The following is a 24,180-nucleotide window of genomic DNA, read 5'->3' on the forward strand; positions in this document are numbered from 1 at the left end:
TTAAAATAAAGAAGGGTTAAATAAAGGAGTCAATATGCCACAGATAAAGATAAGAGGAATTCATGAAAATGATATATGTAAAATAAGTGAAAAAATGATAGATGCTTTAGTTGAAGCTGTAAAATGTCCAAGAGATTACTTTGAGATAGAATGTATAAAATCAGTTGCAATAAGAGATGGTAAAATAGCAGAAGTGTATCCTTTTGTTGAGATAGCATGGTTTGATAGAGGACAAGAAGTACAAGATACAGTAGCAAGAATAATAACTGATAGTATAAGAAATAATTTAGATGTTGAAAGTATGGATTTAGCATTTACATTATTTGAAAAAGAAAAATATTATGAGAATGGAGAACATTTTTAATGGCTAAGAAGCAACGTATAGATAAAATTCTTTCAAACTTAGGTTATGGAAGTAGAAGTGAGATAAAGAAATATTGTAAGCAAGGTTCTGTAGTAGTAAATGGAAGTGAAGTTTCAAACCCAGGGACTCAAGTGGATACTGAAAACGATGAAATATTATTCAATGGAGAAGAAGTTTTCTATAGAGAATATATATATTTAATGATGAATAAACCAGATGGATATATATCAGCAACTACAGATAAATACGACCCAACAGTTTTAGATTTGATTGATGTATCATACTTAGCATTTGAGCCATTCCCTGTTGGAAGATTAGACAAAGACACAGAGGGATTGTTAGTTCTAACTAATGATGGGAAGCTTTCTCACAGAGTTTTATCGCCTAAGAAGCATGTGCCTAAGACTTATTATGCAAAAATTGATGGGATAGTGACTGAAAAAGATGTAGAAGCTTTTGCAGAAGGAGTAGTACTTGATGATGGGTACAAAACTATGGCATCTCAGTTAAAAATATTAAAGAGTGATGAGGAATCAGAGATAGAACTTACAATACATGAAGGTAAATTTCACCAAGTTAAAAGAATGTTTGAAAGCGTAGATAAAAAAGTAGTATACTTAAAAAGATTGTCTATGGGTAATTTAAAGTTGGATGAAAGTTTAGAGTTAGGCGAATATAGAGAGTTAACAGATGAAGAAGTAAAGTTGATTGAAGAAAGATAATAAAGATACTATAGTAAATTGGAGGAGAATTTGTGAAGAAAAAGGATATTATAGAATTTGAAGTAGATAAAATGGAGTTTGGAGGCACATCCTTAAGCCAAGTTGGAGATAGAGTTATCCATATGAAGGGCGGAATAAGTGGTCAAAAGGTAAAAGCTGCTGTTAAAAAAGTTAGAAGCAAAAAAGCAGAAGTTAAGATGATGGAGTTGCTTGAACATTCACCACTTGAAACTGAAATACCTTGTAAGCACTTTAGAGAGTGTGGAGGATGTACATTACTATCAGTGCCATATGAAAAGCAATTAGAAATAAAAGAAAAACAAGTTATGGATTTGTTTTTAAAGCAAGACTTATTTGGGTTTCAGTTTTTGGGAATAGAAGGAAGTCCTGAAAACAAGTACTATAGAAATAAAATGGAATATACTTTTGGAGATGAAGTAAAAAATGGACCTTTAACATTAGGACTTCATAAAAAAGGAAAGCATATAGATATACAAACTGTTGAAGAATGTATGTTAGTTGATGAAGACTTCTCAAAAGTATTAGTATCTAGTGTAGAATTTTTCAATGAAAAAAATCTTCCTTATTATAGAACAATGAATCACAAGGGATATTTAAGACATCTTGTAGTTAGAAAAGGGATTTATACTAATGAGATTATGGTTAATATAGTTACTTCTTCTCAGGAAGATTTTAATATGAATGAATTTAAGGACATGCTTTTAGAACTTAATTTAAAAGCTGAGTTGGTAGGTGTACTTCACACTATTAATGATGGTCTAGCAGATGCTGTTCAATGTGATGAGTTAAGAGTTTTATATGGAAGAGATTATATACAAGAGGAAATTTTAGGGCTTAAATTTAAGATTTCTCCATTTTCATTTTTCCAAACCAATACTAAAGGAGCAGAGGTTCTTTATAGTATTGCTAGAGATTTTATTGGAAATTACAATGATAAGGTTGTATTTGATTTATATAGTGGTACTGGGTCTATTGGACAGGTTATGGCTGGTGCAGCTAAGAAGGTGTATGGTATTGAAATAGTTGAGGAAGCTGTTGCTGCGGCTAATGAGAATGCCAAGTTAAATGGACTTACTAATTGTGAGTTTATTGCTGGAGATGTTGCTAAGGTTGTTAAAGATTTAAAGGATAAGCCTGATTTAATTATTGTTGACCCTCCTAGACCAGGGATTCATAAGGATGCTATTAGGGATATTTGTGGATTTGGTGCGGAGGAGATTGTTTATATTTCTTGTAATCCTAAGTCTTTGGTTGTTGATTTGGTTGATTTTAAGAGTTATGGTTATGAGATTAAATTGGTCAAGTGTATGGATATGTTCCCAAATACTCCACATTGCGAGACTGTAGTTAAACTTATTAGAGAATAACAGGGTTCTAGCTGTTTGAATGATGTTATAAAGGTGTATTTGCCACCGATTTGCCACCGTAATTATTTTTCGGTGGCAAATTTACTCTACAATGCTTTCAAAAATATTTACTGTTTGGTTTCTCATGTTGTTAGTTACATGTGAATATGTGTCCATAGTTGTTGATATTTTAGCATGCCCTAATCTATGCTGTATATCTTTTATATTAGCACCATTTTCTAATAACATAGTAGCATGTGTATGTCTTAAACTATGAAAATTAAAATCTATACCAAGTTCGTAATTCACGACTCTGCTCAAATATTTTAAACTGTTTGTTGTTACATGCTCACCCATTACTTCGCCACCACGCATTCCAGTATTAAATGCTATTTGTAAAGGAATGTAGAAACTAGAGCCTTGTGGGAATCTTTCTAAGATTTTATTAAAATCTTTTAAACTTATAATTTTTAAATCATTTTTTTTATTTTCTTGCATTTTAGGCATATGTACGTATTGCATAGGATTTTCTTTTATAAATTTAAATGGATATACGGCTGATTTTAGAGCTCCACTTAAAACAACATAAAAATTATTGATAGAATTTTTGCTAAGACCAAATTTTGACTTATCATTTAAAAATTTCTGCAATTTAGCAGGATTAAGATTTTTTAGTTTGTATTTTCCTAAATCCTGTTTTAAATGATTTTTTATAATTTTTCCATAGTTTTTTTGTGTACCATATTTACAATTTAATAAAACATATTCTTTGTACCAAAAATCTAAGAAGTCAGAGAAGCTCATTTCATTATCTGAAATAATTGACCTTCATTTTCAAACTCGCTTAGAGCATCTCTTAACGCTTTTTCGGCTTCTTTTTTAGTTTTGCCACCAACTCTTTCTATCTTTTTTCTTTTACCATTAATAGTCCCTAAGTCAAAGTAATAATACCATTTTTCACCACGTTTTCTTATTCCACCTTTCATAATTTTTTCTCCTCTCAAAATTAAATACTCTAACTATATTAGATCAATTAAATATATTCTAAAAAATATATATTTGAATTGTTCATTGTATTTTAACTAGCATAAATTTTTCTTATTTCTTTTCTCCATTTCTTTTTTACCATAAATATCACATAAGTAAGTAGTATATAGAGTCTATAAATCTAGCAACTAAAGAACTAGTAATAAAGATATGCCAGTCAATTTAAGCAATGAAGAACCAGTGATATTAAAAAAGGACTTAATTAAACCTAAGTCTTTTTTTTATATAAAAAATAAAGAGGCTTACATGAATGAAGAACTTTTCAACGCAGATTTAAAAAGACATGAAACAAGAATAAATAAACATGGTGAAGAAATAGACGAATTAAAGATAGCGAATATAGAATCTAAAGCAGAGTTAAAAGCATTGTGTGAGAACTTAAATTCACTTACAAGTATGTTAAAGTGGTTGATTGGGACAATGATTACAACACTTGTAGGGTTCTTTATATTTGCAATACAGAAAGGAATATCTTTAGGAGGAAAATAAATAATGAAAATATGTATTACAGTAGGACACAGTATTTTAAAAAGTGGCGCATGTACTTCTGCTGATGGAGTAGTTAACGAGTATCAATATAATAAATCTCTTGCACCAGTATTAGCAGATACATTCAGAAAAGAAGGACATAAGGTGGATGTAATAATCTGCCCCGAAAAGCAGTTTAAAACTAAAACAGAAGAAAAGTCGTATAAAATGGGGGATATGACTTACTCATAGAGTTACATCTAAATGCAAGTGATGGTCAAGGAAAAGGTTCAGAGGTGCTATATTATAGTAATAAAGGTCTAGAGTATGCAACTAGAATATGTAAGAAACTAGGCACAGTATTCAAAAATAGAGGTGCTAAATTAGACAAAGGATTATATATTTTAAATAGCTCCAAGCCTACAGCCATATTAATTGAAAGTTTCTTCTGTGACAATAAAGAGGATTATGAGAAGGCTAAGAAACTTGGGGATGAAGGAATGGCCAAATTAATTGTAGAAGGCGTATTGAATAAAACTATAAATAATGTAGAGGTGGGCAAAATGTATAAACACACAATAGTGTACAGTGGTGATGATAAGGTATCAGCAGACATCTTAGGACTATATTACAAGAGGTCAAAGGAAAGTATTTAGTAGTAGACATAAAAGACTATAAGCCGCATCAAACACAAAATTTGCATGTAATTGGTGGAGTAACTTGCAATAAGATGAAAGAAATGAGTAAGACCACAGGAGAAAAGTTTACTCAGATATATGACAATGATGTGTGGTCTACAATGGATAAGGCTAGAGAGTTTGTAAAAGAAATATTGTAAGTTTTAAATATTTATTTAAACATGTGTGAGGATAAAAAGAATGTATATCAAAGTTCTTTTTATCTGCTTTTATTATAAATGTATTTATTAAAATTATAAAAATATGTTTTTGGCTATTTATACGCTTTTAATGACCAGTTATGCAAAAAAATATTGAATATTTATAATATTTTGTATATTGTTGAAGGTAAATCTATATAAATAAATTTACATAGATTTATTTTTAAAAATAAAATTAAGAGGTGATTTTATGAATTTAGATTTTCATTATTATGGGACATATCTTGCAGCCAAGATAGCAGGTTATGATGATAATGAGTCAAAGACAATCGCTTATGCTGCACAATATGTAGATGAATCGAGTAAAAGTATGATTCTTGATGATGTAAACTTTACATTTCCTACAATACAGACTAATTCAGAATTTGAAAAATATTATGCAGATTTTACTTCATGGGGTTATAAATGGAATATTGACAGTTTGAATGAAATAAAGAGAGTGTGGATACCATTTCATTTTTTACCTGGGAATTTAAATGAACAATACAACTATAATGGTGTTAAGGAAAGCAAAGGTCTTACAACAAACTGGAAGTTTAAAGATGGAGATGAACAGAAATTTAGATTGATGTGTTTGCTAAATAGTGAAACTGTGTCAGCTATTATAAATGACCTAATCTATTTTCATAATACTGAAGAATATAAGTTACAATTTATTGGTATGAGAATGCATGTACTTGCTGATACATGGGCACATATGTATTTTATTGGTAAGCCAGAATGGTATATTAATGATGTTAAAGAATTTATTGCTGAAGAGAGCAAATACATAGAAGAAACTAAATGGACTAAAGCAGAAGAGTATCGTAATAATGGTTGGCATTCTATTAATTTCACAGGAACTCCTGATGTTGGTGGATATGAAGGAATTGCATATCTTGGGCATGGAAGAATGGGTTATATACCAGATTATGGATATCTTAATTACAGATATATTCCAAATTGGAGTTGTACTGATGATAAAGTGAAGATACAAAAAATAATCAAGATAATTTCTTTAAAGCATTTTGTCAAATGGTATATGCACTAAAGTGTATTAAGAATGGTACTGATTTTAGTCTAAATCAATATGAGAGTTTAACAGAAAATCAGAAAACAGAAGTTACAAAAGTAATAATAACTAGAAAAGATGACCAGTCAGATGCATGGGAAAAAGCAATAAAAGCTTTAGGATATAGTTATTTAGATAAATTTGATAAGAATAAATGGAAAAATGAATTTATAAAATCTTCTAATAAAGAAAAGACAGATTATTATTATTTTAATTTGGTTGCAAAAAAACATGTAGACTATGTAATTGACTTTTTAGAGGAAAAAGAAGTACTGTTAGAAGAAATGTGTAGTAAATATTGTGAATTTAAAACTTTTGATGATACCCAATTTGCTAAAAATAAAAATAGAGTAACAAAAATTATACTTAGAGGAGCTTATATAGCTGATTCTATACAATTTGTATATGATGGAAAATATAAGACGCCAGTACACGGAGAAGCATTAGGAGGAAATGAAACATCTATGGTTTTAGATGCTGATGACTATATAATTAAGACAAGTGGTTCAGTAGGATTATATGAAGGTGGAGAACCGTATCCTAATTCACCAACTAGAACAATCGGAAAAATAACTTTTTTAACCAAAAAAGGAAAAACGATAACAGCAGGGTGTGAAACTATGTTTAAATCATATGGGACTTTTACTCTAGAACCACTTGCAGGTAAACAAATTTTTGCGCTTCAAGGTTCATATTTAATACGTAAATTAGAATCAGAAACTAACAAGCGATATTTAGATTGTTTGGGAATTGCAAGTACAAAATAACTACAGATTAATTAACTGTTGTTATTTTATACTTAAGAAAATAACATAATATTTTACATTTATAATGAGAGTGTTTCCTATATGAGGGTAAATATAAAAATATTACATATATTAGAGTTCTTGTAAGTAATTCATCAAATAAAAAATATAAATATTTTTGTTGTTTTTTTATATAAATAGCATCTATTTGTCCACTTATGCCTTTTCAATGACTAGTTATACAAAAGTATTGAAAATTATGAATATTAATATTATTATGAATATAAGTCGAATATACATATTAGGAGGTTTTTTATGAATACTTTGTGTGGTGGATGGTCAGATTTTAAAGTAGTAGAAAAAGAAAATTTAGAAATATTTAACGAGGCTATAGGAATGTTAAAAGGTGTTGATTATGAACCGCTTATTGTTTCTACTCAAATTGTAGCTGGGATGAATTATAGCTTTATTTGTAATGCTACTTTAGTTACCAAAAATCCAAGAAGTTTTTTAGCAGAGATTGTTGTTTTTAAACCTCTATCTTGCGAAGAAAACAATAAAGCAATAATTACTCATATTAATGAGATACATAATTATACACATACACACAGATAATAAAAAATATTAATCTAGTGAGGAGTCACAAAATGAGACTAAATATAACTCAACAAAATACTATAGAGGTTGAAAATAGTAAAAAAGAAGATGTATATTTTGTAATAGTTGGCGAGGTTTTTTTTGAACGCCATGGTAATACATTCAATAATATCACAAACAACAATGTAGATAATTATGAAGTTGAAGTGTTGCCAACTGATAATATTAATTTAGAACTTAAAATAACATCCTCAAGAAATACAAATCGTGTTTATGTAATTGTTGAGGACAAGCAATACAATCATGGTGCAGTATTTTTAAATCCGACATTAAAAGAGGAAGATAAATAGATTAAATTAAAGTAACTGTGTCTGTAAAATGTAAATTTTATTAATACAGTTACTTTTATGTGATATAATAAAAAAATAGAAGTGTACTACCAATACACTTCTATAGCTGCAATTAAGCACTCTCATGTTGGGGAGTGCTTTTTTCATTTCTCCAAATAACCTTGTTTTTTTCATCAATAATTATCTTATATATACTAGCAATAAAAAAAGACCCTAAAAGAGTCTTTCCCGAAAAATCTATATATTATAATATAGTTATATTTTCTGCTTGAGGACCTCTAGCACCTTTAACTATATCAAAGCTTACTTGTTGACCTTCTTCTAATGATTTAAATCCTGAAGTTTGTATAGCTGAGAAATGAGCAAATACATCATCTCCACCTTCTATTGATATAAAACCAAATCCTTTTTCATTATTAAACCATTTCACTATTCCATTATTCATTAAAAATACTCCTATTAACCTATATCAAGATATACTTGATTTAATTGTGTATTAACACAAATACTATTGTATCATAGATTAATAGAAATGTCTACTTAATTATATTTTTTAGTTAACATTTTTGGTTATTCTTAATATTAAAAATATATTTGAGCGTTTTATATTGGTATATATTAATAGAAATGTAGATAAAACTAAAAAGGGTTCTCTAGAAAACAAAATCTATTTAATTATACTTACTTACCAATACCATCACTTGATGTAAGCAATTTTCTACTACATTTTCTCCATACTCTAATATAAAATCATCTAACTGTGTATCTATAAAATCACAATAATCATATGAACTACCAATATATGCAGTCAACATGTGTGTACATCTATCCATTTTATCTCTAAACATATATTATTATCCCCCTAAAAAACTTTCATAAAAACAAAAAGAACAATATCTTTTTGGCAACTGGCTGACATAACTTATAAGATATTTTACAAGTCTTAGCCCCTATAGCTTTGCGTCACTAAATTTCTCTAGTTTTGCCTATTTAGTTTTATTCTACAATTTAATAATACAATGTAATTAGTTATTATTCAACATATGTGTTTGAAAATTGAATAAGTTTATAAATATGAATAGTATTTTTTATATATAAAAACAAACTAAAATAGTAGAATATATGTAAAATTTTACCTGTAGTTTTTGTATTAAAAAGCTTCTATTATTAGTTTAAGTTAGACTGAACGAGGGAGCGACATTAAGATGGAAGAAGAAATGTTAATAGAAAAATTATTAAGAGCCGAACTAATAGTAATGGAGTATTTATGGAAAAAAGATTCTGAAATGTCTAAAAAAGAAATTGTAAAAGATATAAAACAGATGTATGTATGGCATAAAAGTACAATAAAAACACTACTAAAAAGATTGGTTGACAAAGGTTATTTGGTTAGAGATATTATAAAGTTTCAATCTCATTATAAAATAATAATAGATAACAAAGAATATTACGCTTTTAAGAAAAAAGTACTAAAATCTAGTAAAAGTAGAAAAATAATGCGTTCACTTACTACTACACATAAAACCGTAAGTAAAGAAAAGTTAGATTCACTAGAAGAGTATTATAAAAACTTAAAAGAATAATATGGTAAATTTTGGATGAGAGTATTTGGATAAATTCTCTTGTTTTGAAAACTTTATTGAGATAGAATTTATTTATACATAAGTTGGTAATGGAGGGGTATATAATATGAAAATTAGTAAATTACCAGAAGCAGAGTTAAAAGTTATGAGATATATTTGGGAATCAGATAGAATATTAACATCAAGAGAAATTGTTGAAGCTATGGAAGAAAAATATAAATGGAAAGATACTACTACATTTACAGTATTAAAAAGATTACAAAGAAGAGTTTAGAAACTTAAAAGATGAGGAATAAAAAATGGTGGCAAATTATGTTTTGCCACCATTTTGCCACCGTTTCAAAATAACTTGTTTTTTATTAAAAAGTTTAATATAGTATTATACAGTGCAGTAGTTTCAATTACTGTAAAAATAAGATAGGTTAGATAGTTTCAAGAAACTCTATATTGCGAGACTTTAGTATTGATACAACGAGTTGATATGTAGAAATTCTATGTTTTAGGCAATTTTGCAAGTATATCGTCTTCACAGGTGATGCTGATAAAATCAGAAATAAGGTCATTAAAAACTATATCAATGTTTCTGTGGTGTTGATATAGAGTGTGAGGATACAACGAAATAAAGATGGAGAATCAAAGGAGTACTGTGAAAATGGTACTCCTTTTCTCGGAGGATTTCAGAGCGCAGGGTACAAAAACTTTGTAAAGAAAATGAATACCAAGTATTATACATTTTAGTCGTATCTGGTGGATATAAAAAGAAGCAGAAAAACCGAAAGATAATCGTAAAAAGTTGTAGAGTTAGGAAATTCTTAATAATTTCTTATGCAGGAAATCATAAATAGTAAAGATTCTTTTGATACAATAATAAAATATCTTGTATATGCGCGAAAGGAGGAAAACAGTTATGAATGATAAAATTCTTGTAGTAGATGATGAACATGATATAGCGGACTTAATAGAGGTCTATCTGCAAAATGAAAACTATATCGTATTTAAGTATTATTCAGCTAAGGAAGCTCTTGCTTGTATAGAAAATACAGAGCTTGACCTTGCTATTTTGGATATTATGATGCCTGATGTAAATGGATTTGATATTTGTCGAAAAATACGTGAGAAGTACAATTTTCCAGTTATTATGCTAACTGCAAAAGATGAGGAAACTAACAAAATCACAGGATTAACTTTAGGAGCTGACGATTATGTCACAAAACCTTTTCGTCCCCTTGAATTAATTGCTAGAGTAAAGGCACAGCTGCGTAGATATAAAAAATACAATCCTATACAAGAAGAATCTGATACAAGTTCTGTTTTATGTTATTTAGGTTTAGAAATTAATACTAAGACATATGATTGTCTAATTGACGGAAATCCTATTTCACTTACACCAACGGAGTATTCCATACTTTGTATTTTGCTACAGAACAAGGGAACTGTTGTTAGTTCAGAGGAATTATTTTATAAAATATGGCAAGATGAGTATTATAGCAAAAGTAACAATACAATCACTGTTCATATACGACATTTGCGTGAAAAAATGGGTGATACTATTGAAAAACCTAAATATATTAAAACTATATGGGGAGTCGGTTATAAAATTTAACTACAACTCACTATGAGGAGAGGAAAAATTACGCTATGAATAAAAAAAAGAAACATTTAAAAATAATTAGTTGTGTATTATTCATACTTTATTTAATTTTATTAGTATGGATTATATTGTTTAAACTACAATTCAGAATAAGCGATATAGGTTACATAAGGAGTATCAACTTGACTCCATTTCATTACTCTACTTCTGTTGGAGAACAGTTTCATTTTGAGGAAGTGAGAGATAATATTTTAATTTTTATTCCTTTCGGAGTTTTACTTTCCATGTTGTCATCAAGAATGAAACTACAAAATAAAGTTCTTATTATTTTTGGAAGCAGTTTTATCCTTGAAATGATTCAGTATATTCTTGCTATCGGAAGTACAGATATTACAGACTTAATCACTAATATGTTTGGTGGAATAATTGGTATTGGTCTATATGCATTACTGCTGAAAATACTAAAAGATAAGCAAAAAACAGATATAGTAATTTCAACTCTAGCTGGAATCTTTGCAGTTCTTTTTTTAGCACTGATGACAGTTCTTCTGTTATCCAATTAATAAATGTATAGATATGGAGGTGATAGCAATGACAAATATTGGTACAGAAAAGAAATTACGTATGAAACTATTTATAAGCTTAATTATATATACCTTAGCTGGGTATATTTTGGTAATATTATTCGATTATGGATTCAGTAGATTTTCAAACACATTTTTTCCGTGGCTACATCTTAGAATTGACTTAATTTATTTTCTATATTTGATTATAGGTTTTTTCTGTACTTTTTATCATTACTGGAAAAAACCATGGGGATATTTGCAGGAAGTTATGAATGCCACTAAAGTAATATATCAACTAAATGACAGCACCATTGAATTATCTGAACCACTCAAAGATATGGAAAAGCAGATGAACCAAATAAAAATGGCTGTTCTACTTAGCCAGCAAGCTGTAAAAGAAGCTGAAAACAAAAAGAATGAATTAGTCATGTATTTAGCTCATGATATTCGCACACCTCTTACCTCTGTAATAGGTTATTTAAGTCTGCTGGATGAAGCACCTGACATGCCTATAGAACAGAAAGCAAAATATGTTGGAATTGCTTTGAAGAAGTCTATGCGTCTGGAAAAGCTCATTGATGAATTTTTTGAAATCACAAGGTACAATACACAGCAAATTCAACTAACAAAAACAAATGTAGATTTATACTATATGTTTGTGCAACTCATTGATGAGTTTTATCCTGTATTATCTGCTAAAGGAAATTCTGTTATACTCAACGCAAATGAGAATTTGATGGTTTATGCTGATTCTGAGAAACTAGCTAGAGTGTTTAACAACATGCTCAAAAATGCTGTTGCATACAGTTATCCTAATACAGAAATTCTTATTTACGTTCAAAAGGAACAGGATAAGATTAAAATTAAATTTGAAAACCAAGGACATACTATTTCACCAGAACAATTATCTACAATTTTTGAAAAATTTAACCGTTTAGATGATGCTCGTAAATCGGACAGTGGTGGTGCAGGTCTTGGGCTTTCTATTGCCAATGAAATTATTCTTTTACATGGCGGAGAAATTTTGGCTCAAAGTGAAAATGATAGGATTATTTTTATTGTATTACTTCCAATTCAATCTTAGGAAAACATTAATTAGATATTAGGATTTTCTTAGGAATTTATCCTGTTAATATTAAAGTTTAAAACGTCCTTGTTTAGTAAAATAAAACTGAACAAGGACGTTTGTCTTTGTATTATAAAAAAGGAGAAAAGACATGGAATTAACAATTACAAATCTTAAAAAAAATTTTAAGAATAAAACCGCAGTTGATGATGTTTGTTTAAATCTTACACCTGGTGTGTGTGGGCTTCTTGGAGCTAATGGTACTGGTAAGACTACGCTTATGAAAATGATTGCGAATATTCTAAAACCAACTAGTGGAAAAATTGTTTTTGATGGTAAGGATATTCATTCAATGGGAGAAGAATACAGAAATCTATTCGGTTTCTTGCCACAGGATTTTGGTTTCTTTCAAGATTTTACAGTAAAGGACTATTTGGAGTATGTGTCTGCATTAAAGGACGTTCCTGCTAGAGAAACAAGAAAAAAGATTGACAGTCTGCTGCATACACTTACCTTGACTGATGTCAAAAATAAAAAAATTATCAAGTTATCTGGTGGAATGAAACGTCGAGTGGGAATTGCACAAGCAATGTTAAATGACCCGAAACTTCTAATAATGGATGAACCAACAGCTGGACTTGACCCTGGAGAGCGAGTTCGTTTCCGAAACTTTATTTCAGAGTTCTCTCATGACAGGATTGTCCTTATTTCAACTCATATCGTATCTGATATTGAGTATATTGCTACTCAAAATGCCATTATGAAATCAGGAAGAATTCTTGATGTAGGGACAACAGATGAATTGGTCAAACAAGTTACAGGTAAAGTTTGGAATTGTATCATACCTGCTTAAAAGATGCCTATGTATGAAATGCAGCTTCGTATTATTAATCAACGTAGTGAAGGTAATAATCAGGTATCAGTTCGTTATTTGGCAGATGAAGCCAAAACAAGTGACTCAATAATGGCTTCGCCCCGTTTGGAGGACTTATATTTATGGTTATTTCCGCAAGAGGAAATAAGTGAGGAGGGAAAGTAAATTTATCGTCTTGAAATAAAACGTGTGTTGAAATCACGTCGTTCTATCATTTTATTACTTATTTAACTATTCATGTCTGTTGTGATGGCTTGGCTTCCGGTATTGTATGAGGACATCAATCAATATGATAAAAACGGCAACAAGGTAGCAGAATTAAATGGTCTGGAAGCAATTGCCTATAAAAAATCACTTCGCTCTGAAAATAATGGAGAAGTTACTATGGAAAAACTCAAAGAAGCTTTGAATATCTATCAAAGTGCAGTTTTGCCATATGGAGAAGACAGCCTTAGTAGTGGTGAATTCCCTACAGATATTTATATAAAAAAGGTATTTCCCATTCAATCTCTATTGGCAAGACTGCCAGAAGCCTATTCTAATCCAAAGACTGGTCAGGGAATAAGCTTAATGGATATTTCTCCTAATAAATTAGATGGTTTTTATGAGCAGACTACGCAACATCTTAAAGATATCATGCAGATGGAGCAAAAGAAATATCCAACCGCACAGAAACATGCGATACAAGAATATGTAGAAGTAAATACGCCTTTTCAGCTTTATACTGGATATTCAAGAGATGCATTTGATTATATTATTCTATTTATTTTTCTCCTAGTCATTCTTTGTACAGCGGCTGTGACCCCTACGTTTTCTAATGAATACCAAACGGGTTCAGATAGTATTTTGCGCTGTACAAAACATGGACATTCTCGATTGGCAATTGCAAAGATTATGGCTGCACTTACTATTTTTACTGTAGCATTTGTCATATGTATTTCAATTCATTTGACAATTTCAAATCTAGCATTTGGAACTGAGTGTATGAAAACATCTATGCAGATGCTATTTTCAGTTATCAGTCTGCCTGCACTTAATTTAGGGCAGCTTCAGATTACTTTGGCAATAGGAGGGCTTATTTCACTGCTGGCAACTGTCAGTTTCACACTGTTTTTATCAGCTAAATGCAAGGATTCACTCTCTGTTATCCTAATTGCTATTGTAACATGTTTACTTCCAATATTTACGTATTCGGCTGGAGCCAATTGGCTTACTTTTATCTTACCATCAGCAGGAATAGGTATGCAAAATAGTTTACTGTACCAATTGACTAGCTTTAATTATCTGCATATTGGACAGGCAAGCATCTGGTTACCCTATGTCATAATAGTGGCATCAATAATTGAAATTCCTGTATTTCTTCTTCTTGCTATATGGGCTTATAACAAACATCAGGTTATATAAATCAACATTCTGTGAACAACTGTTTAGTAGTTAAAAACCTTTGTTTAGGAATAGAAATGTTTCATCTTAAATATAGGTGTTAGTAAAATGGTGGATCTGAAATAAAATCAAAGTAGCCATTTTCTAATGTGTATTTAAAACATATTATCAATGATACAAAAATTAATCGAAAATGAATAGTTCCTCAATTGGTACATCTACTATTCTTGATATATCTATTGCTGATTTTAGATATGTATTAATTATTTTAATATAAATATTAATTATTTTAATGTATATATTGACTTTATTAATTTTTTGATTTATATTATAAACATTAGATAGAAAGAAGGTGATGTGATGTATCAAGTTATCAGCCGCTGTCCTGTCTGCGGAAGAAAACTTAAAGTTGTCAAGCTACAATGTGAAAACTGTGATACAGTGATTGAAAATGATTTCTGCCTCAGTGCATTTGACTATCTATCTGCAGATGATTTATTCTTTGCAGAAACATTTTTAAAATGTCGTGGTAATATAAAAGAAGTGGAAAAAGAACTAAAGATTTCTTATCCAACTGTTCGTTCTAGGTTAGATGATATTATCCAAAAACTAGACGGAAAATCTAATGTGACATCTTCTTCTGATTCACATAAAAAGGAGATTTTAGATGCACTGGAAAAAGGAGAAATCACTCCAGCAGAGGCATTAGAACAAATAAAAGAAAATAAATGAAGCTCTATCTCTATTTCTGACAGTAGTCAGGAGTAGTGACCAAAATATGAGGCTATTTCTGTTGGAATGGATACAGAAGAGCAGAAATGAGGAAAATAATATGGATGAAAAAATGAGGATTTTAACAATGGTAGAGGAGGGAAAGCTTTCTGCCAAAGAGGCAATTGACTTGATTGATGCATTAGATAAAACTACATCTCAAGAGGAGTATACGAATTATTCAGAAGACTTTGATAGTCAAGCTTTTACTAAACAAAGCAGTACTTCATATGAAAATAAGATGTTGAAGATTATTGTGGACACTCCAGATGGTGATAAAGTAAATGTGCAACTTCCTGTAAAGATTATACGTCAAGTGTTGAAAATGACAGGTAAGTTGCCAATTAAGAGTGAAGATTTGCAAGGTATAGACCTAGATGCTCTTACTACCTCTATTCTTGAATGTCTGGATAATGAAACACTTGGCAATATCATAGAGGTTGACTCTGCTGATGGCACTACAGTTAAAGTTTTTATAAAATAATACTAGGAGAATAGGTTTATGCGCATTATTGTCCGCTCAAAAGAAACAAATTTGTGGCTACCCATACCATTGTTTCTAGCAAATACTGCAGTTCTTTTGTTGCCAGAATCGGTTATTGAAGAGATTAAAAAATCACTTCCAGAGCCATATCAGGAAGTCATTAACAAAAAATTTCTACAGGAACTCGTTCGAGAATGTCAGTCTGTTCTTAAGCAGTACAAGGGACTTGAGATTGTTCATGTGGAAACTCAGGATGGCACTTTTGTATCCATTCGCTTATAAAGTAGTGTTTATTTTGTATATTACTATTATTTAGAGAACTTACATTTACTGAGAACACTTATATTTATTGACTTAAAAATGACGAAAACATGTCCGTTTTTTACAATATTTTTTTCTAGTACTAATGTTATAATCTATTTACTAATGTTGATGGAGGTAACTTATGAAATATGCAGGTTGTTTATTTGCAGTAAAAGATATTCAAATTGCTCGTAAATTCTATGAAGAATTATTTGATTTAAAAGTTATTGTTGACTATGGAAAAAACATTGTATTTGAGGGTGGATTGTCATTGCAACAAGATTTTGATTGGTTGACAGGAATCTCGAAAGAAGATATGAAAGACAAAGAGAATAATTGTGAAATATTCTTTGAAGCAGAGTCTTTTGAAGAGTTTCTATCAAAACTAAATGCAAGAAATGATGTTACCTTACTTCGTGATGTAGAAGAAGCACCATGGGGGCAAAAGGTAGTTCGAATTTATGACTTGGATAATCATTTAATTGAAATAGGTGAGTCTATGAAATCAGTAGTTAATAGATTCCAAGAACAAGGTATGAATCTTACTGAAATAGCTACAAGAATGGATATAACTATTGATGATGTTAATCAAATTTTACAAGGCTAAATTATGGCTGATTAAGTAAATCTCAATATCAAATTAAGTAAGTTTGAATATCAAACTAAGTAATTCTAAATATCAAAATATAAAACAGTAAATTCTCATGATTTGCTGTTTTTTATATGCATAATTAAAGAAATGATATGATAATCATTAAAAATACCTAAACTAGGAAAAAAGAAGGCTGCCAAATAATGCTTTATAATTGTTTATATTACAGTCAATTTTATTTTTAAGTAACGATTATATACAATCTAATATTAATTATAATACTTAATAAAATAATCTATGAATAGTAAAACAGAGCTTATTTGGACACTATATTTAGTAGTATATTAAAATAAGCTCTTTATAGTACATATTATAAATATTTAGTTCTCATAAGTCTTAACTATTAGACCTATAATTCTCACGAGTTTAACTATAAGACCTACAAATAGAAGTTTAATCACGCTGAAATAACTGAATAACTCCCTCTAAATGGTTATACATTGATGTATAACCCAAATTAGCATCTTTACTATCAAAAGCCATCATTATCTCATGGTGATGACTAATCATATCTTGTAGTGAATTTCTATATTTAAAGCCAAAGTGTTGATTAGAAGACACAGTTTTAGGTATTAGTTCATAATACTTTATAAAAATTGGATTATGAGAAGCTAAAATTATTTCTTTGTGAAATTGCAGGTCAGCGTCATAACATTCTTCTATTAAGCCTTGTGAAACTTTGTCTAGTTCTTCTACAGATTTCAAGTAAGCATATCTTATTCTCTGAAGTTCTTCAGAAGTAGCATTTAAAATGGCTAACTTAGTAGCTTCACTTTCTATAAGTTGTCTTGCTCTTAAAGATTCAACGTAAAATTCTTGTATATTATGATTTTTATAAACTTCATTATCAGAAAAAAGGTCAACTTTTTTAAATCCTTCAACTATGGGGCTTGAATAGGGAATAGACCTAAGTATTCCTTCTTTACAAAGTTTGTCTATAGCATTCCTTACAGGAATTCTACTTATATTAAATAGTTCAGCAATCTTTCTTTCACTTGGCAATTTACTATTAATTTTAAAATTTCCATTTAGAATATTTACTTTAATATAATCAATAATTTGTTCAGTGGCACTTAAATTTGTCATAAAAACTCCTAAACATATAATTTTTTATGAGTGTATTATATCACAATTAAGAGGTAAATTTAATTTTTTATAGTATGTATAAGATAATATGGAAGCAATTATAGCAATAAAAGCTAAAGTAAAATAACCATATTGTATTGAAATATAATCTGATATTTTACCCACTAGCATTGGAAATATAGACATTCCTATAGCATAAACTGCTTGAAAAAATCCCATTGCAGTAGATTTTTGATATTTTGGTATATTTTTCATAGACTCACTAGTAAGGTAAGAAAGAAGTATACCTGTAGATATTCCTGGTAACGATTGTAGCATAAATATTATATTAATACTTTTTACTGTTGGAACTAGAAAGCAATAAACTGAAATCAAAAAAAACACTGAGGGAATCCAAAATTTTGGTCCATGCTTTGTACAAAATTTAGTAGAAGCAAATCCAGAAGATACAACAGCACATACCATGTAAAATATAGAAGATAAGCCTATAATGGTAGAACTAGAGCCTAGTTGTTTAAGAATTTGAGTAGTAAATGACATTGTTGTAGACATTTGGATTCCTTGTTGAATCAATGCCATAAAAGAAAAAAATACAAGTCTTTTGTCTTTACATATAGATAAATAATTTTTAAGTGGGATTTTTTCGGTTATTTTTCCTGAGTGATGATTTTTTACATTTAAGGCTAGAAGTGTACCAATGATTGAAGATATTACACTCATAATACACAAATTTACCATTCCTAATTTTTCATAAAATAAGGTACTCATGACAAATCCAATTAACATTCCTAGGTTGTTTACCAAAATTATTGTACTTGTAGCTTTTTGTTGATGTTCTATGGAAAAAAAATCAGTGTAGTGAACCATGTAAGAAATCCAAGTTGATGATGCTATTCCAGATAAGATATTAGCTATAAGAAATCCTTCTCCTCCAGGAGAAATAACTCTTATAAGAGATGCCAAACCAGCAAATAAAATTCCACATAGTATAAATATTTTATGTTTGTTTATAGAATCTGCAAAAACCCCAATAGGAAGTCTTAGTAAGCATTGTGAGATTCCATATGAGCCTATTATTATACCAATCATGTTTGTAGATACGTGACATATACTTAAATATGGATTTTGAAAAGGTATGTATACGTATTGTGAAAACCAGAAAAATACAACAATAGAGAGTAAAAGTAATTTTTGATTAAATATTTTTTTCATATTATCCTCCAAATGGTATGTTTATAATGGAAATAATATACCATTTTGTTTAGTAAATCAAGTATTTTAAAATTTTAAAAATAAATTTCGATATAACAATAAGAATTATTTGTTGAAAAATTATATTTTATAGTTGAATTAAGAAAACGCTTATGTTACTATAAAGTTAACAAATTTGAATATTACAGTAGACGTGTTACTGGTGATGCAGGCAAGATCGAATCAATTTTTATAGGTTACCTATATAGTACTATGGGTATAATCTATTTATTTGGTTCGATTTTTTTGTTTAATTGGCCATAAAAACAAAAAGCCTATAATTAAAGATGGAGGATTTATATATGGATTATAAAAAAGTAGCTCAAGAAATTCTACAAAATGTAGGTGGAAAAGAGAATATAAATGAAGTTACTCACTGTATGACGAGACTTAGATTCAAAGTTAAAATTACCTCTAAGGTTAATAAGGATAAGTTAGCCAGAACTGAAGGAGTAATAACTGTTGTAGAGAGTATGGGTCAGATACAAGTTGTAATTGGTAATAAAGTAAAAAAAGTGTATGATGAGATTGTAAAAATGGTACCTCAATCAAGTGAAATAGATAATAAAAATGGAAATGAAGAAAAACAAGGTATCATGAACTCTATATTATCTGCTGTAGCTGGAATATTTACACCTACAATACCTGCTATAGCAGGGGTTGGTATGATTAAAGGTATTTTATCAGTTCTTGCTATGTACTATATGAATAAAAATGGTGTAGATATAAAAGAGACTCAAAGTTATATTATTCTAAATGCTATGGCTGATTCTATATTCTATTTTATGCCTATCATACTAGGATATACTGCGGCTAAAGTGTTTAATGCAAATAAAATAATATCTATGGTATTAGGGGCAACACTTTGTTATCCAGCCTTTACAGCTTTGATGGCAGGAGAAGAAACAGTTAGATTTTTAGGATTAGCAGTAACAAAGGCCACATATACATCATCTGTTATTCCAATAATTATTGCTATATGGGCTCTTTCATATGTTGAAAAAATACTGGAAAAGTATATACCTGAAGTAATTAAAATAATAATGGTTCCAACTTTATCATTAGTTATAATCTTACCTGCAACATTGTTTTTATTTGGACCAATTGGGATATATATAGGAAATGTTATAAACTTTGTTTACAAGTATATTTATGAACTAAGCCCTGCATTGTGTGGAGCATTCATAGGTGGATTATGGTGCGTATTAGTTATATTTGGTGCACATAGAGCACTACTACCAATAGGTATAAGTGATGTTGCTCAAACTGGAAGACAGAATTTATTGGCTTTTGCAGGAGCCGCAAACTTCTCGCAAGCAGGAGCTGCTCTAGGTGTATTCTTTAAAACTAAAAATCAAGGATTAAAGACAATCTCTATGTCTGCAACTATAACGGCACTATTTGGTATAACTGAGCCTGCAATATATGGAGCTAATCTTAGGTTAAAAAAACCAATGGTATGTGCTGTAATATGTGGTGCAATTGGAGGTGGCATAATGGGAATGGGTGGCTCTTATGGTAACGCATTCGCAAACCAAGGTGTTTTAACTATACCTGTATATGCTGAAGCAGGAACGTTAGGTTTTTTAAGTTATCTAGGAGGTTGTGCTATAGCATTTTTTGGTTCAGCTATTTTAACTTATCTGGTTGGGTTTGAAGATTTAGAAGAATCTTCTAAAGGAAATAGCTCTACTATAAAAGTAGAAACAAAAGAGGGCATTGTTGATATAACTTCACCTGTGGAAGGAGATTGTATAGAATTATCAGAAGTAAAAGATGATGTATTTGCATCAAAAGCTATGGGAGAAGGTATAGCTGTATTACCTACAAAAGGCGTAATAATAGCTCCTACTGATTGTGAAGTAGCTTCTTTATTTCCAACACTACATGCAATAGGATTAAAGCTAGATAATGGAGCAGAAATGTTGATACATGTTGGAATTAATACAGTAGAGTTAAATGGAAAACACTTTGTAAAACATGTTAATCAAGGAGATTTAGTGAAAAAAGGTTCTAAACTGATAACTTTCGATATAGATGAAATAAAAAAAGCTGGATATGATGTAACTACACCAGTTATAGTAAATAATACATTTGATTTTGCACAGGTGATTTCTTGTAAATCCAGTCATGTATCTACAAATGATAAAATAATTTCATTAGTTAATAATTAAATTGATTAGAACTATAAAAATTAGCTTAGTGCAATAAAGCAACAAATAAAACGATTAAAACATTAATATAAAAGGAGTGACACTTATGAATACAGGATTTCCAAAAGATTTTTTATGGGGAGCATCATCTTCAGCATTTCAAGTGGAAGGAGCTTGGGATAAAGATAATAAAGGAAAAACAGTGGCTGATTACAATTCTTTTAAAAAGTCTCACTTGCAAGCAGACACTAAAGTAGCATCAGATTTTTATCATAATTATGAAGAAGATATTGAACTGATGAAAGAATTAGGAATGAAAACTTATCGTTTCTCAATTTCATGGGCAAGGCTAATTCCAGATGGGGAAGGAGAAATAAACCAAAAGGGAATAGATTTTTATAATAAAGTAATAGATAAATTAATAGAGTGTGACATTGAGCCATTTGTAACTTTATATCACTTTGACCTACCTTTTGCACTAGTGGAGAAGTATAATGGTTGGGAAGGTAGAGAGACTGTTTATGCCTTTGAAAGATTTGCCAAAGTATGCTTTGAGCATTTTGGAGATAGAGTGAAATATTGGCAACCTCATAATGAACAGAATTTAATAGTTAGAGTAGAAGAGAGAATTAATATATATAATGAAACAGACCCATGGAAGATAGATAAAATGCGTGCTCAAATGGATTATAATCTTTGTTTAGCCCATGCATTGGCAGTTAATGCATGCCATGAAATGATAGAAGGAAGCAAGATTGGAGCAGCAGTATCATCATCTGTAACATATCCTCTTACATCTAAACCAGAAGATGTATATGCAGCAAGAATGAATGACAACTTTAAAGTGTACTACATGCTTGATATGCATTATTATGGAGAGTATCCAGGGTATTATATGAATTATCTTGAGAAAAGAAATATAGTCCCTCATATGGAAAATGAAGATAAAGAAGTACTTAAAAAAGCTAAAATGGATTTCATAGCTGTAAATTATTATAGAACAAACTGTGCAGAGGCCTTACCTGAGGATTCACAACATCCATTTGGACTAAGAGAAGGAACCGTTGACTTTAGTATGTATGGATTATTTAAGATGTCAATGAATCCTAATCTAAAGGCTTCAGAGTATGGAGCATCAATAGATTCATCAGGACTTAGAGTTGCATTGAATGAATATTGGCAAAGGTATCACTTACCTGTTATAATAACGGAGAATGGTCTTGGAGCTAAAGATGTCCTTGAAGATGGTAAAATTCATGATGACTATCGTATAGATTATTTAAATACTCATATAAATGCATGTAAATTAGCTATTGAAGATGGTGTAGAAATGATGGGATATTGTCTATGGTCATTTACAGACCTTTTAAGTTCTTCACAAGGTTTCAACAAACGTTATGGGCTTGTTTACATAAACAGAACAGACCATGAAACCTTAGATTTAAAAAGAATAAAGAAAGATAGTTTTTATTGGTATAAAGAAGTCATAAAGAGTAATGGAATAACAAAATAAATATAATATATTGAGGTTTTTAGTATGTACATTACAAAGGTATTAAATAATTCGTTGCTACTTGCAAAGGATGATAATGACGAAGAAATAATATTGATGGGAAAAGGAATTGGTCATAATTATAAGATTGGGTCTGAGTTAAATAAAGAAGATATAGAAAAAACTTTCGTTCTTCATGATGAAAATATAAAAAAGAGCATTGTACAACTTGCATCAGAAATAGATGCAGAATACTTTGGTATAGCTCAAATGATAATCTCATATGGAATAGAAAAGTATAATTTAAAACTTATGAACCATATATACTTGGCTTTAACTGACCACATCGCCTTTGCAGTGAGACGCTTTAAAGAAGGTATAATGATTGAGAATTACTATTTGTTTGAAATTAAAGAATTTAATCCAAAAGAATATGATATAGGAAAATATGCGATTACTGTTTTTAAGGAGGTTCTTGGTCTAGACCTACCAGAAGAGGAAATTGGTAATATAGCAGGCCATTTTATAAATGCACAACAAGACAATCCTTATAGTGATAGAAACAAGAGAAGTGCTAAAATTGTGAATGCCATTTTACAAATAGTTCATTATCACTTTTCTATTGTATATAATAAAGAATCATTTTATTATATGAGATTTGTAATGCATCTAAAGGCTTTTTCTCAAAGATTTCTGGCTAATGAACCATCAAAAGAAAAGATAGATTTTATATATAATCAAGTGCGTAAAAATTGTAAGGAAGAATATGAATGTGTAAAGAAAATAGGAGCCTATATACACAAGGAATACTCTAGAAAATTACCTCGTCAGGAGGAATTATATTTAATGATTCATATTCATAAGATTCTAGGGGAGCTAGATGAAAACTGTTAAAATGTTTTAGTATATTAGTAACTTGATAATAAAAATAAGAATTAACCAAATTTAAATAATGGAATTATTTTAAGAGATAGCTATTAAACTATCTCTTAATTTTATGCAAAAAATGACTTTAAAAGTAGTAACCTAGAAAATATGTTTAATCCTAATGTTATTTATATATTAGAATAACTACAAGATTAATATTGATTTTCTTTATGCATTTCAAGGATGAAAACTAGTGATTTATAATAAGCAGTACTATTTCTTATTTGAGTTATTCATTATTTTCAATCCATTTGTATTTACTTAAAATAAGAGCACTGTGTGACAAGCATCATAATATTGGTTTTGTTATACTGTTAATATAAAGATGCAACTAAGAATAAAAACTACGAAACAGAGGCTAAGAAATAAAAATAAAGTAATGGAGGAT

Annotated in this window: 28 protein-coding genes, 1 pseudogene and 1 riboswitch; of the genes and pseudogenes, 23 read left to right on the plus strand and 6 right to left on the minus strand. The window is 29.6% G+C overall.

Annotated features, from left to right (window positions below; translation table 11 throughout):
* Positions 1-34: 34 nt before the first annotated feature.
* Genes IC758_RS02430 through rlmD form a run of 3 tightly spaced genes read left to right on the plus strand, consistent with a single transcriptional unit; the run spans position 35 to position 2,474 of the window.
* On the plus strand, positions 35-364 hold the full coding sequence (locus IC758_RS02430) for a DUF1904 domain-containing protein (RefSeq protein WP_227435437.1): 330 nt from the start codon (positions 35-37) through the stop codon (positions 362-364).
* The gene (locus IC758_RS02435; RefSeq protein WP_227435435.1) at positions 364-1,086 is read left to right on the plus strand and encodes a pseudouridine synthase; all 723 of its coding nucleotides are present in this window, start codon (positions 364-366) and stop codon (positions 1,084-1,086) included. Before IC758_RS02430 ends, IC758_RS02435 begins: the two co-directional genes overlap by 1 nt.
* 32 nt (positions 1,087-1,118) lie before the next feature.
* Complete coding sequence (rlmD, locus tag IC758_RS02440; RefSeq protein WP_227435434.1) at positions 1,119-2,474, plus strand: 23S rRNA (uracil(1939)-C(5))-methyltransferase RlmD; 1,356 nt, start codon at positions 1,119-1,121, stop codon at positions 2,472-2,474.
* A gap of 81 nt (positions 2,475-2,555) precedes the next feature.
* Here rlmD and IC758_RS02445 read toward each other — a convergent pair whose 3' ends face one another.
* Both IC758_RS02445 and IC758_RS21155 read right to left on the minus strand, forming a co-directional pair.
* The gene (locus IC758_RS02445; RefSeq protein WP_413927308.1) at positions 2,556-3,257 is read right to left on the minus strand and encodes a tyrosine-type recombinase/integrase; all 702 of its coding nucleotides are present in this window, start codon (positions 3,255-3,257) and stop codon (positions 2,556-2,558) included.
* The gene (locus IC758_RS21155) at positions 3,254-3,439 is read right to left on the minus strand and encodes an Arm DNA-binding domain-containing protein (protein ID WP_413926646.1); all 186 of its coding nucleotides are present in this window, start codon (positions 3,437-3,439) and stop codon (positions 3,254-3,256) included. The genes IC758_RS02445 and IC758_RS21155 overlap by 4 nt, the downstream gene beginning before the upstream one ends.
* 307 nt (positions 3,440-3,746) lie before the next feature.
* Here IC758_RS21155 and IC758_RS02450 point away from each other — a divergent pair, with 307 nt between their 5' ends.
* From IC758_RS02450 to IC758_RS02480, 6 genes and pseudogenes are all read left to right on the plus strand, one after another.
* Complete coding sequence (locus tag IC758_RS02450) at positions 3,747-3,989, plus strand: hemolysin XhlA family protein (protein WP_227435432.1); 243 nt, start codon at positions 3,747-3,749, stop codon at positions 3,987-3,989.
* 3 nt (positions 3,990-3,992) lie between these two features.
* Positions 3,993-4,806: pseudogene (locus tag IC758_RS21160) on the plus strand (N-acetylmuramoyl-L-alanine amidase).
* A 250-nt stretch (positions 4,807-5,056) separates the two neighbouring features.
* Positions 5,057-5,896 carry a DUF6765 family protein gene (locus IC758_RS02465; RefSeq protein ID WP_227860707.1) on the plus strand — a complete coding sequence of 280 codons (840 nt, stop codon included), beginning with the start codon at positions 5,057-5,059 and terminating at the stop codon, positions 5,894-5,896.
* Positions 5,881-6,684, plus strand: a complete 804-nt coding sequence (locus IC758_RS02470; RefSeq protein ID WP_227860708.1) for a jacalin-like lectin — start codon at positions 5,881-5,883, stop codon at positions 6,682-6,684. Before IC758_RS02465 ends, IC758_RS02470 begins: the two co-directional genes overlap by 16 nt.
* A 294-nt stretch (positions 6,685-6,978) precedes the next feature.
* Entirely contained in the window at positions 6,979-7,278 is a 300-nt protein-coding gene (locus IC758_RS02475) for a hypothetical protein (protein WP_219674377.1), read from the plus strand.
* A gap of 32 nt (positions 7,279-7,310) precedes the next feature.
* A complete protein-coding gene (locus tag IC758_RS02480; protein ID WP_227435422.1) occupies positions 7,311-7,610 on the plus strand; it encodes a hypothetical protein in 300 nt (99 codons plus the stop codon).
* A gap of 244 nt (positions 7,611-7,854) precedes the next feature.
* Here the strand turns inward: IC758_RS02480 and IC758_RS02485 are convergent, their stop codons facing one another.
* Together IC758_RS02485 and IC758_RS02490 are read right to left on the minus strand one after the other, a co-directional pair.
* Positions 7,855-8,055 (minus strand): cold-shock protein, encoded by a 201-nt coding sequence (locus tag IC758_RS02485; protein ID WP_021384215.1) that lies wholly within the window; start codon positions 8,053-8,055, stop codon positions 7,855-7,857.
* A 226-nt stretch (positions 8,056-8,281) separates the two neighbouring features.
* Positions 8,282-8,458, minus strand: coding sequence for a hypothetical protein (locus IC758_RS02490; RefSeq protein ID WP_227435413.1), 177 nt, complete (start codon positions 8,456-8,458; stop codon positions 8,282-8,284).
* A gap of 52 nt (positions 8,459-8,510) precedes the next feature.
* A riboswitch (cyclic di-GMP riboswitch) is annotated at positions 8,511-8,607 on the minus strand.
* Positions 8,608-8,815: 208 nt separating this feature from the next.
* Here IC758_RS02490 and IC758_RS02495 point away from each other — a divergent pair.
* The 11 genes from IC758_RS02495 (at position 8,816) to IC758_RS02545 (ending at position 16,838) form a co-directional block, all read left to right on the plus strand.
* Positions 8,816-9,193: a BlaI/MecI/CopY family transcriptional regulator gene (locus tag IC758_RS02495; RefSeq protein WP_227435410.1), complete on the plus strand. Its 378-nt coding sequence runs from the start codon at positions 8,816-8,818 to the stop codon at positions 9,191-9,193.
* A gap of 106 nt (positions 9,194-9,299) precedes the next feature.
* On the plus strand, positions 9,300-9,467 hold the full coding sequence (locus tag IC758_RS02500) for a BlaI/MecI/CopY family transcriptional regulator (RefSeq protein WP_227435400.1): 168 nt from the start codon (positions 9,300-9,302) through the stop codon (positions 9,465-9,467).
* 633 nt (positions 9,468-10,100) lie between these two features.
* A complete protein-coding gene (vanR, locus tag IC758_RS02505; RefSeq protein ID WP_227860709.1) occupies positions 10,101-10,796 on the plus strand; it encodes a VanR-ABDEGLN family response regulator transcription factor in 696 nt (231 codons plus the stop codon).
* 35 nt (positions 10,797-10,831) lie between these two features.
* Positions 10,832-11,347 carry a VanZ family protein gene (locus IC758_RS02510; RefSeq protein ID WP_227860710.1) on the plus strand — a complete coding sequence of 172 codons (516 nt, stop codon included), beginning with the start codon at positions 10,832-10,834 and terminating at the stop codon, positions 11,345-11,347.
* A 28-nt stretch (positions 11,348-11,375) separates the two neighbouring features.
* On the plus strand, positions 11,376-12,434 hold the full coding sequence (locus tag IC758_RS02515) for a sensor histidine kinase (RefSeq protein WP_227860711.1): 1,059 nt from the start codon (positions 11,376-11,378) through the stop codon (positions 12,432-12,434).
* Between the two features lie 133 nt (positions 12,435-12,567).
* On the plus strand, positions 12,568-13,269 hold the full coding sequence (locus tag IC758_RS02520) for an ABC transporter ATP-binding protein (protein WP_413927697.1): 702 nt from the start codon (positions 12,568-12,570) through the stop codon (positions 13,267-13,269).
* A gap of 270 nt (positions 13,270-13,539) precedes the next feature.
* Positions 13,540-14,694, plus strand: coding sequence for an ABC transporter permease (locus tag IC758_RS02525; protein WP_413927708.1), 1,155 nt, complete (start codon positions 13,540-13,542; stop codon positions 14,692-14,694).
* A gap of 339 nt (positions 14,695-15,033) precedes the next feature.
* Positions 15,034-15,405, plus strand: coding sequence for a DUF2089 domain-containing protein (locus IC758_RS02530; RefSeq protein WP_227435386.1), 372 nt, complete (start codon positions 15,034-15,036; stop codon positions 15,403-15,405).
* Positions 15,406-15,505: 100 nt separating this feature from the next.
* Positions 15,506-15,928, plus strand: a complete 423-nt coding sequence (locus IC758_RS02535) for an SHOCT-like domain-containing protein (RefSeq protein WP_227851367.1) — start codon at positions 15,506-15,508, stop codon at positions 15,926-15,928.
* A gap of 18 nt (positions 15,929-15,946) precedes the next feature.
* Positions 15,947-16,210: a hypothetical protein gene (locus tag IC758_RS02540; RefSeq protein ID WP_227483375.1), complete on the plus strand. Its 264-nt coding sequence runs from the start codon at positions 15,947-15,949 to the stop codon at positions 16,208-16,210.
* A gap of 163 nt (positions 16,211-16,373) precedes the next feature.
* Entirely contained in the window at positions 16,374-16,838 is a 465-nt protein-coding gene (locus tag IC758_RS02545; protein WP_227834830.1) for a VOC family protein, read from the plus strand.
* Positions 16,839-17,276: 438 nt separating this feature from the next.
* Here IC758_RS02545 and IC758_RS02550 read toward each other — a convergent pair whose 3' ends face one another.
* Complete coding sequence (locus tag IC758_RS02550) at positions 17,277-17,969, minus strand: FadR/GntR family transcriptional regulator (RefSeq protein WP_227860713.1); 693 nt, start codon at positions 17,967-17,969, stop codon at positions 17,277-17,279.
* Positions 17,970-17,993: 24 nt separating this feature from the next.
* Positions 17,994-19,181, minus strand: coding sequence for an MFS transporter (locus tag IC758_RS02555; protein ID WP_227860714.1), 1,188 nt, complete (start codon positions 19,179-19,181; stop codon positions 17,994-17,996).
* A 341-nt stretch (positions 19,182-19,522) separates the two neighbouring features.
* Between IC758_RS02555 and IC758_RS02560 the strand changes: the two genes are divergently transcribed.
* The 3 genes from IC758_RS02560 (at position 19,523) to IC758_RS02570 (ending at position 23,759) form a co-directional block, all read left to right on the plus strand.
* Positions 19,523-21,394: a beta-glucoside-specific PTS transporter subunit IIABC gene (locus IC758_RS02560; protein ID WP_227825109.1), complete on the plus strand. Its 1,872-nt coding sequence runs from the start codon at positions 19,523-19,525 to the stop codon at positions 21,392-21,394.
* An 85-nt stretch (positions 21,395-21,479) separates the two neighbouring features.
* A complete protein-coding gene (locus IC758_RS02565; protein WP_227825110.1) occupies positions 21,480-22,886 on the plus strand; it encodes a glycoside hydrolase family 1 protein in 1,407 nt (468 codons plus the stop codon).
* 24 nt (positions 22,887-22,910) lie between these two features.
* A complete protein-coding gene (locus IC758_RS02570; protein WP_227435366.1) occupies positions 22,911-23,759 on the plus strand; it encodes a PRD domain-containing protein in 849 nt (282 codons plus the stop codon).
* Positions 23,760-24,180 lie beyond the last annotated feature (421 nt).

The organism is Clostridioides sp. ES-W-0016-02 (assembly GCF_020641035.1).
Lineage (GTDB): Bacteria > Bacillota > Clostridia > Peptostreptococcales > Peptostreptococcaceae > Clostridioides.

What these genes read in the sequence shown, in the direction of transcription:
- IC758_RS02520 (WP_413927697.1), top strand. Translation starts at nt 12,568, where the DNA reads ATGGAATTAACAATTACAAATCTTAAAAAAAATTTTAAGAATAAAACC.
- vanR (WP_227860709.1), top strand. Translation starts at nt 10,101, where the DNA reads ATGAATGATAAAATTCTTGTAGTAGATGATGAACATGATATAGCGGAC.
- IC758_RS02530 (WP_227435386.1), top strand. Translation starts at nt 15,034, where the DNA reads ATGTATCAAGTTATCAGCCGCTGTCCTGTCTGCGGAAGAAAACTTAAA.
- IC758_RS02465 (WP_227860707.1), top strand. Translation starts at nt 5,057, where the DNA reads ATGAATTTAGATTTTCATTATTATGGGACATATCTTGCAGCCAAGATA.
- IC758_RS02500 (WP_227435400.1), top strand. Translation starts at nt 9,300, where the DNA reads ATGAAAATTAGTAAATTACCAGAAGCAGAGTTAAAAGTTATGAGATAT.
- IC758_RS02435 (WP_227435435.1), top strand. Translation starts at nt 364, where the DNA reads ATGGCTAAGAAGCAACGTATAGATAAAATTCTTTCAAACTTAGGTTAT.
- IC758_RS02510 (WP_227860710.1), top strand. Translation starts at nt 10,832, where the DNA reads ATGAATAAAAAAAAGAAACATTTAAAAATAATTAGTTGTGTATTATTC.
- IC758_RS02570 (WP_227435366.1), top strand. Translation starts at nt 22,911, where the DNA reads ATGTACATTACAAAGGTATTAAATAATTCGTTGCTACTTGCAAAGGAT.
- IC758_RS02445 (WP_413927308.1), bottom strand. Translation starts at nt 3,257, where the DNA reads ATGAGCTTCTCTGACTTCTTAGATTTTTGGTACAAAGAATATGTTTTA.
- IC758_RS02480 (WP_227435422.1), top strand. Translation starts at nt 7,311, where the DNA reads ATGAGACTAAATATAACTCAACAAAATACTATAGAGGTTGAAAATAGT.
- IC758_RS02475 (WP_219674377.1), top strand. Translation starts at nt 6,979, where the DNA reads ATGAATACTTTGTGTGGTGGATGGTCAGATTTTAAAGTAGTAGAAAAA.
- IC758_RS02535 (WP_227851367.1), top strand. Translation starts at nt 15,506, where the DNA reads ATGGATGAAAAAATGAGGATTTTAACAATGGTAGAGGAGGGAAAGCTT.
- IC758_RS02550 (WP_227860713.1), bottom strand. Translation starts at nt 17,969, where the DNA reads ATGACAAATTTAAGTGCCACTGAACAAATTATTGATTATATTAAAGTA.
- IC758_RS02450 (WP_227435432.1), top strand. Translation starts at nt 3,747, where the DNA reads ATGAATGAAGAACTTTTCAACGCAGATTTAAAAAGACATGAAACAAGA.
- IC758_RS21155 (WP_413926646.1), bottom strand. Translation starts at nt 3,439, where the DNA reads ATGAAAGGTGGAATAAGAAAACGTGGTGAAAAATGGTATTATTACTTT.
- IC758_RS02485 (WP_021384215.1), bottom strand. Translation starts at nt 8,055, where the DNA reads ATGAATAATGGAATAGTGAAATGGTTTAATAATGAAAAAGGATTTGGT.
- IC758_RS02495 (WP_227435410.1), top strand. Translation starts at nt 8,816, where the DNA reads ATGGAAGAAGAAATGTTAATAGAAAAATTATTAAGAGCCGAACTAATA.
- IC758_RS02430 (WP_227435437.1), top strand. Translation starts at nt 35, where the DNA reads ATGCCACAGATAAAGATAAGAGGAATTCATGAAAATGATATATGTAAA.
- IC758_RS02565 (WP_227825110.1), top strand. Translation starts at nt 21,480, where the DNA reads ATGAATACAGGATTTCCAAAAGATTTTTTATGGGGAGCATCATCTTCA.
- IC758_RS02490 (WP_227435413.1), bottom strand. Translation starts at nt 8,458, where the DNA reads ATGTTTAGAGATAAAATGGATAGATGTACACACATGTTGACTGCATAT.
- IC758_RS02555 (WP_227860714.1), bottom strand. Translation starts at nt 19,181, where the DNA reads ATGAAAAAAATATTTAATCAAAAATTACTTTTACTCTCTATTGTTGTA.
- IC758_RS02525 (WP_413927708.1), top strand. Translation starts at nt 13,540, where the DNA reads ATGGCTTGGCTTCCGGTATTGTATGAGGACATCAATCAATATGATAAA.
- IC758_RS02540 (WP_227483375.1), top strand. Translation starts at nt 15,947, where the DNA reads ATGCGCATTATTGTCCGCTCAAAAGAAACAAATTTGTGGCTACCCATA.
- IC758_RS02470 (WP_227860708.1), top strand. Translation starts at nt 5,881, where the DNA reads ATGGTATATGCACTAAAGTGTATTAAGAATGGTACTGATTTTAGTCTA.
- IC758_RS02560 (WP_227825109.1), top strand. Translation starts at nt 19,523, where the DNA reads ATGGATTATAAAAAAGTAGCTCAAGAAATTCTACAAAATGTAGGTGGA.
- IC758_RS02515 (WP_227860711.1), top strand. Translation starts at nt 11,376, where the DNA reads ATGACAAATATTGGTACAGAAAAGAAATTACGTATGAAACTATTTATA.
- IC758_RS02545 (WP_227834830.1), top strand. Translation starts at nt 16,374, where the DNA reads ATGAAATATGCAGGTTGTTTATTTGCAGTAAAAGATATTCAAATTGCT.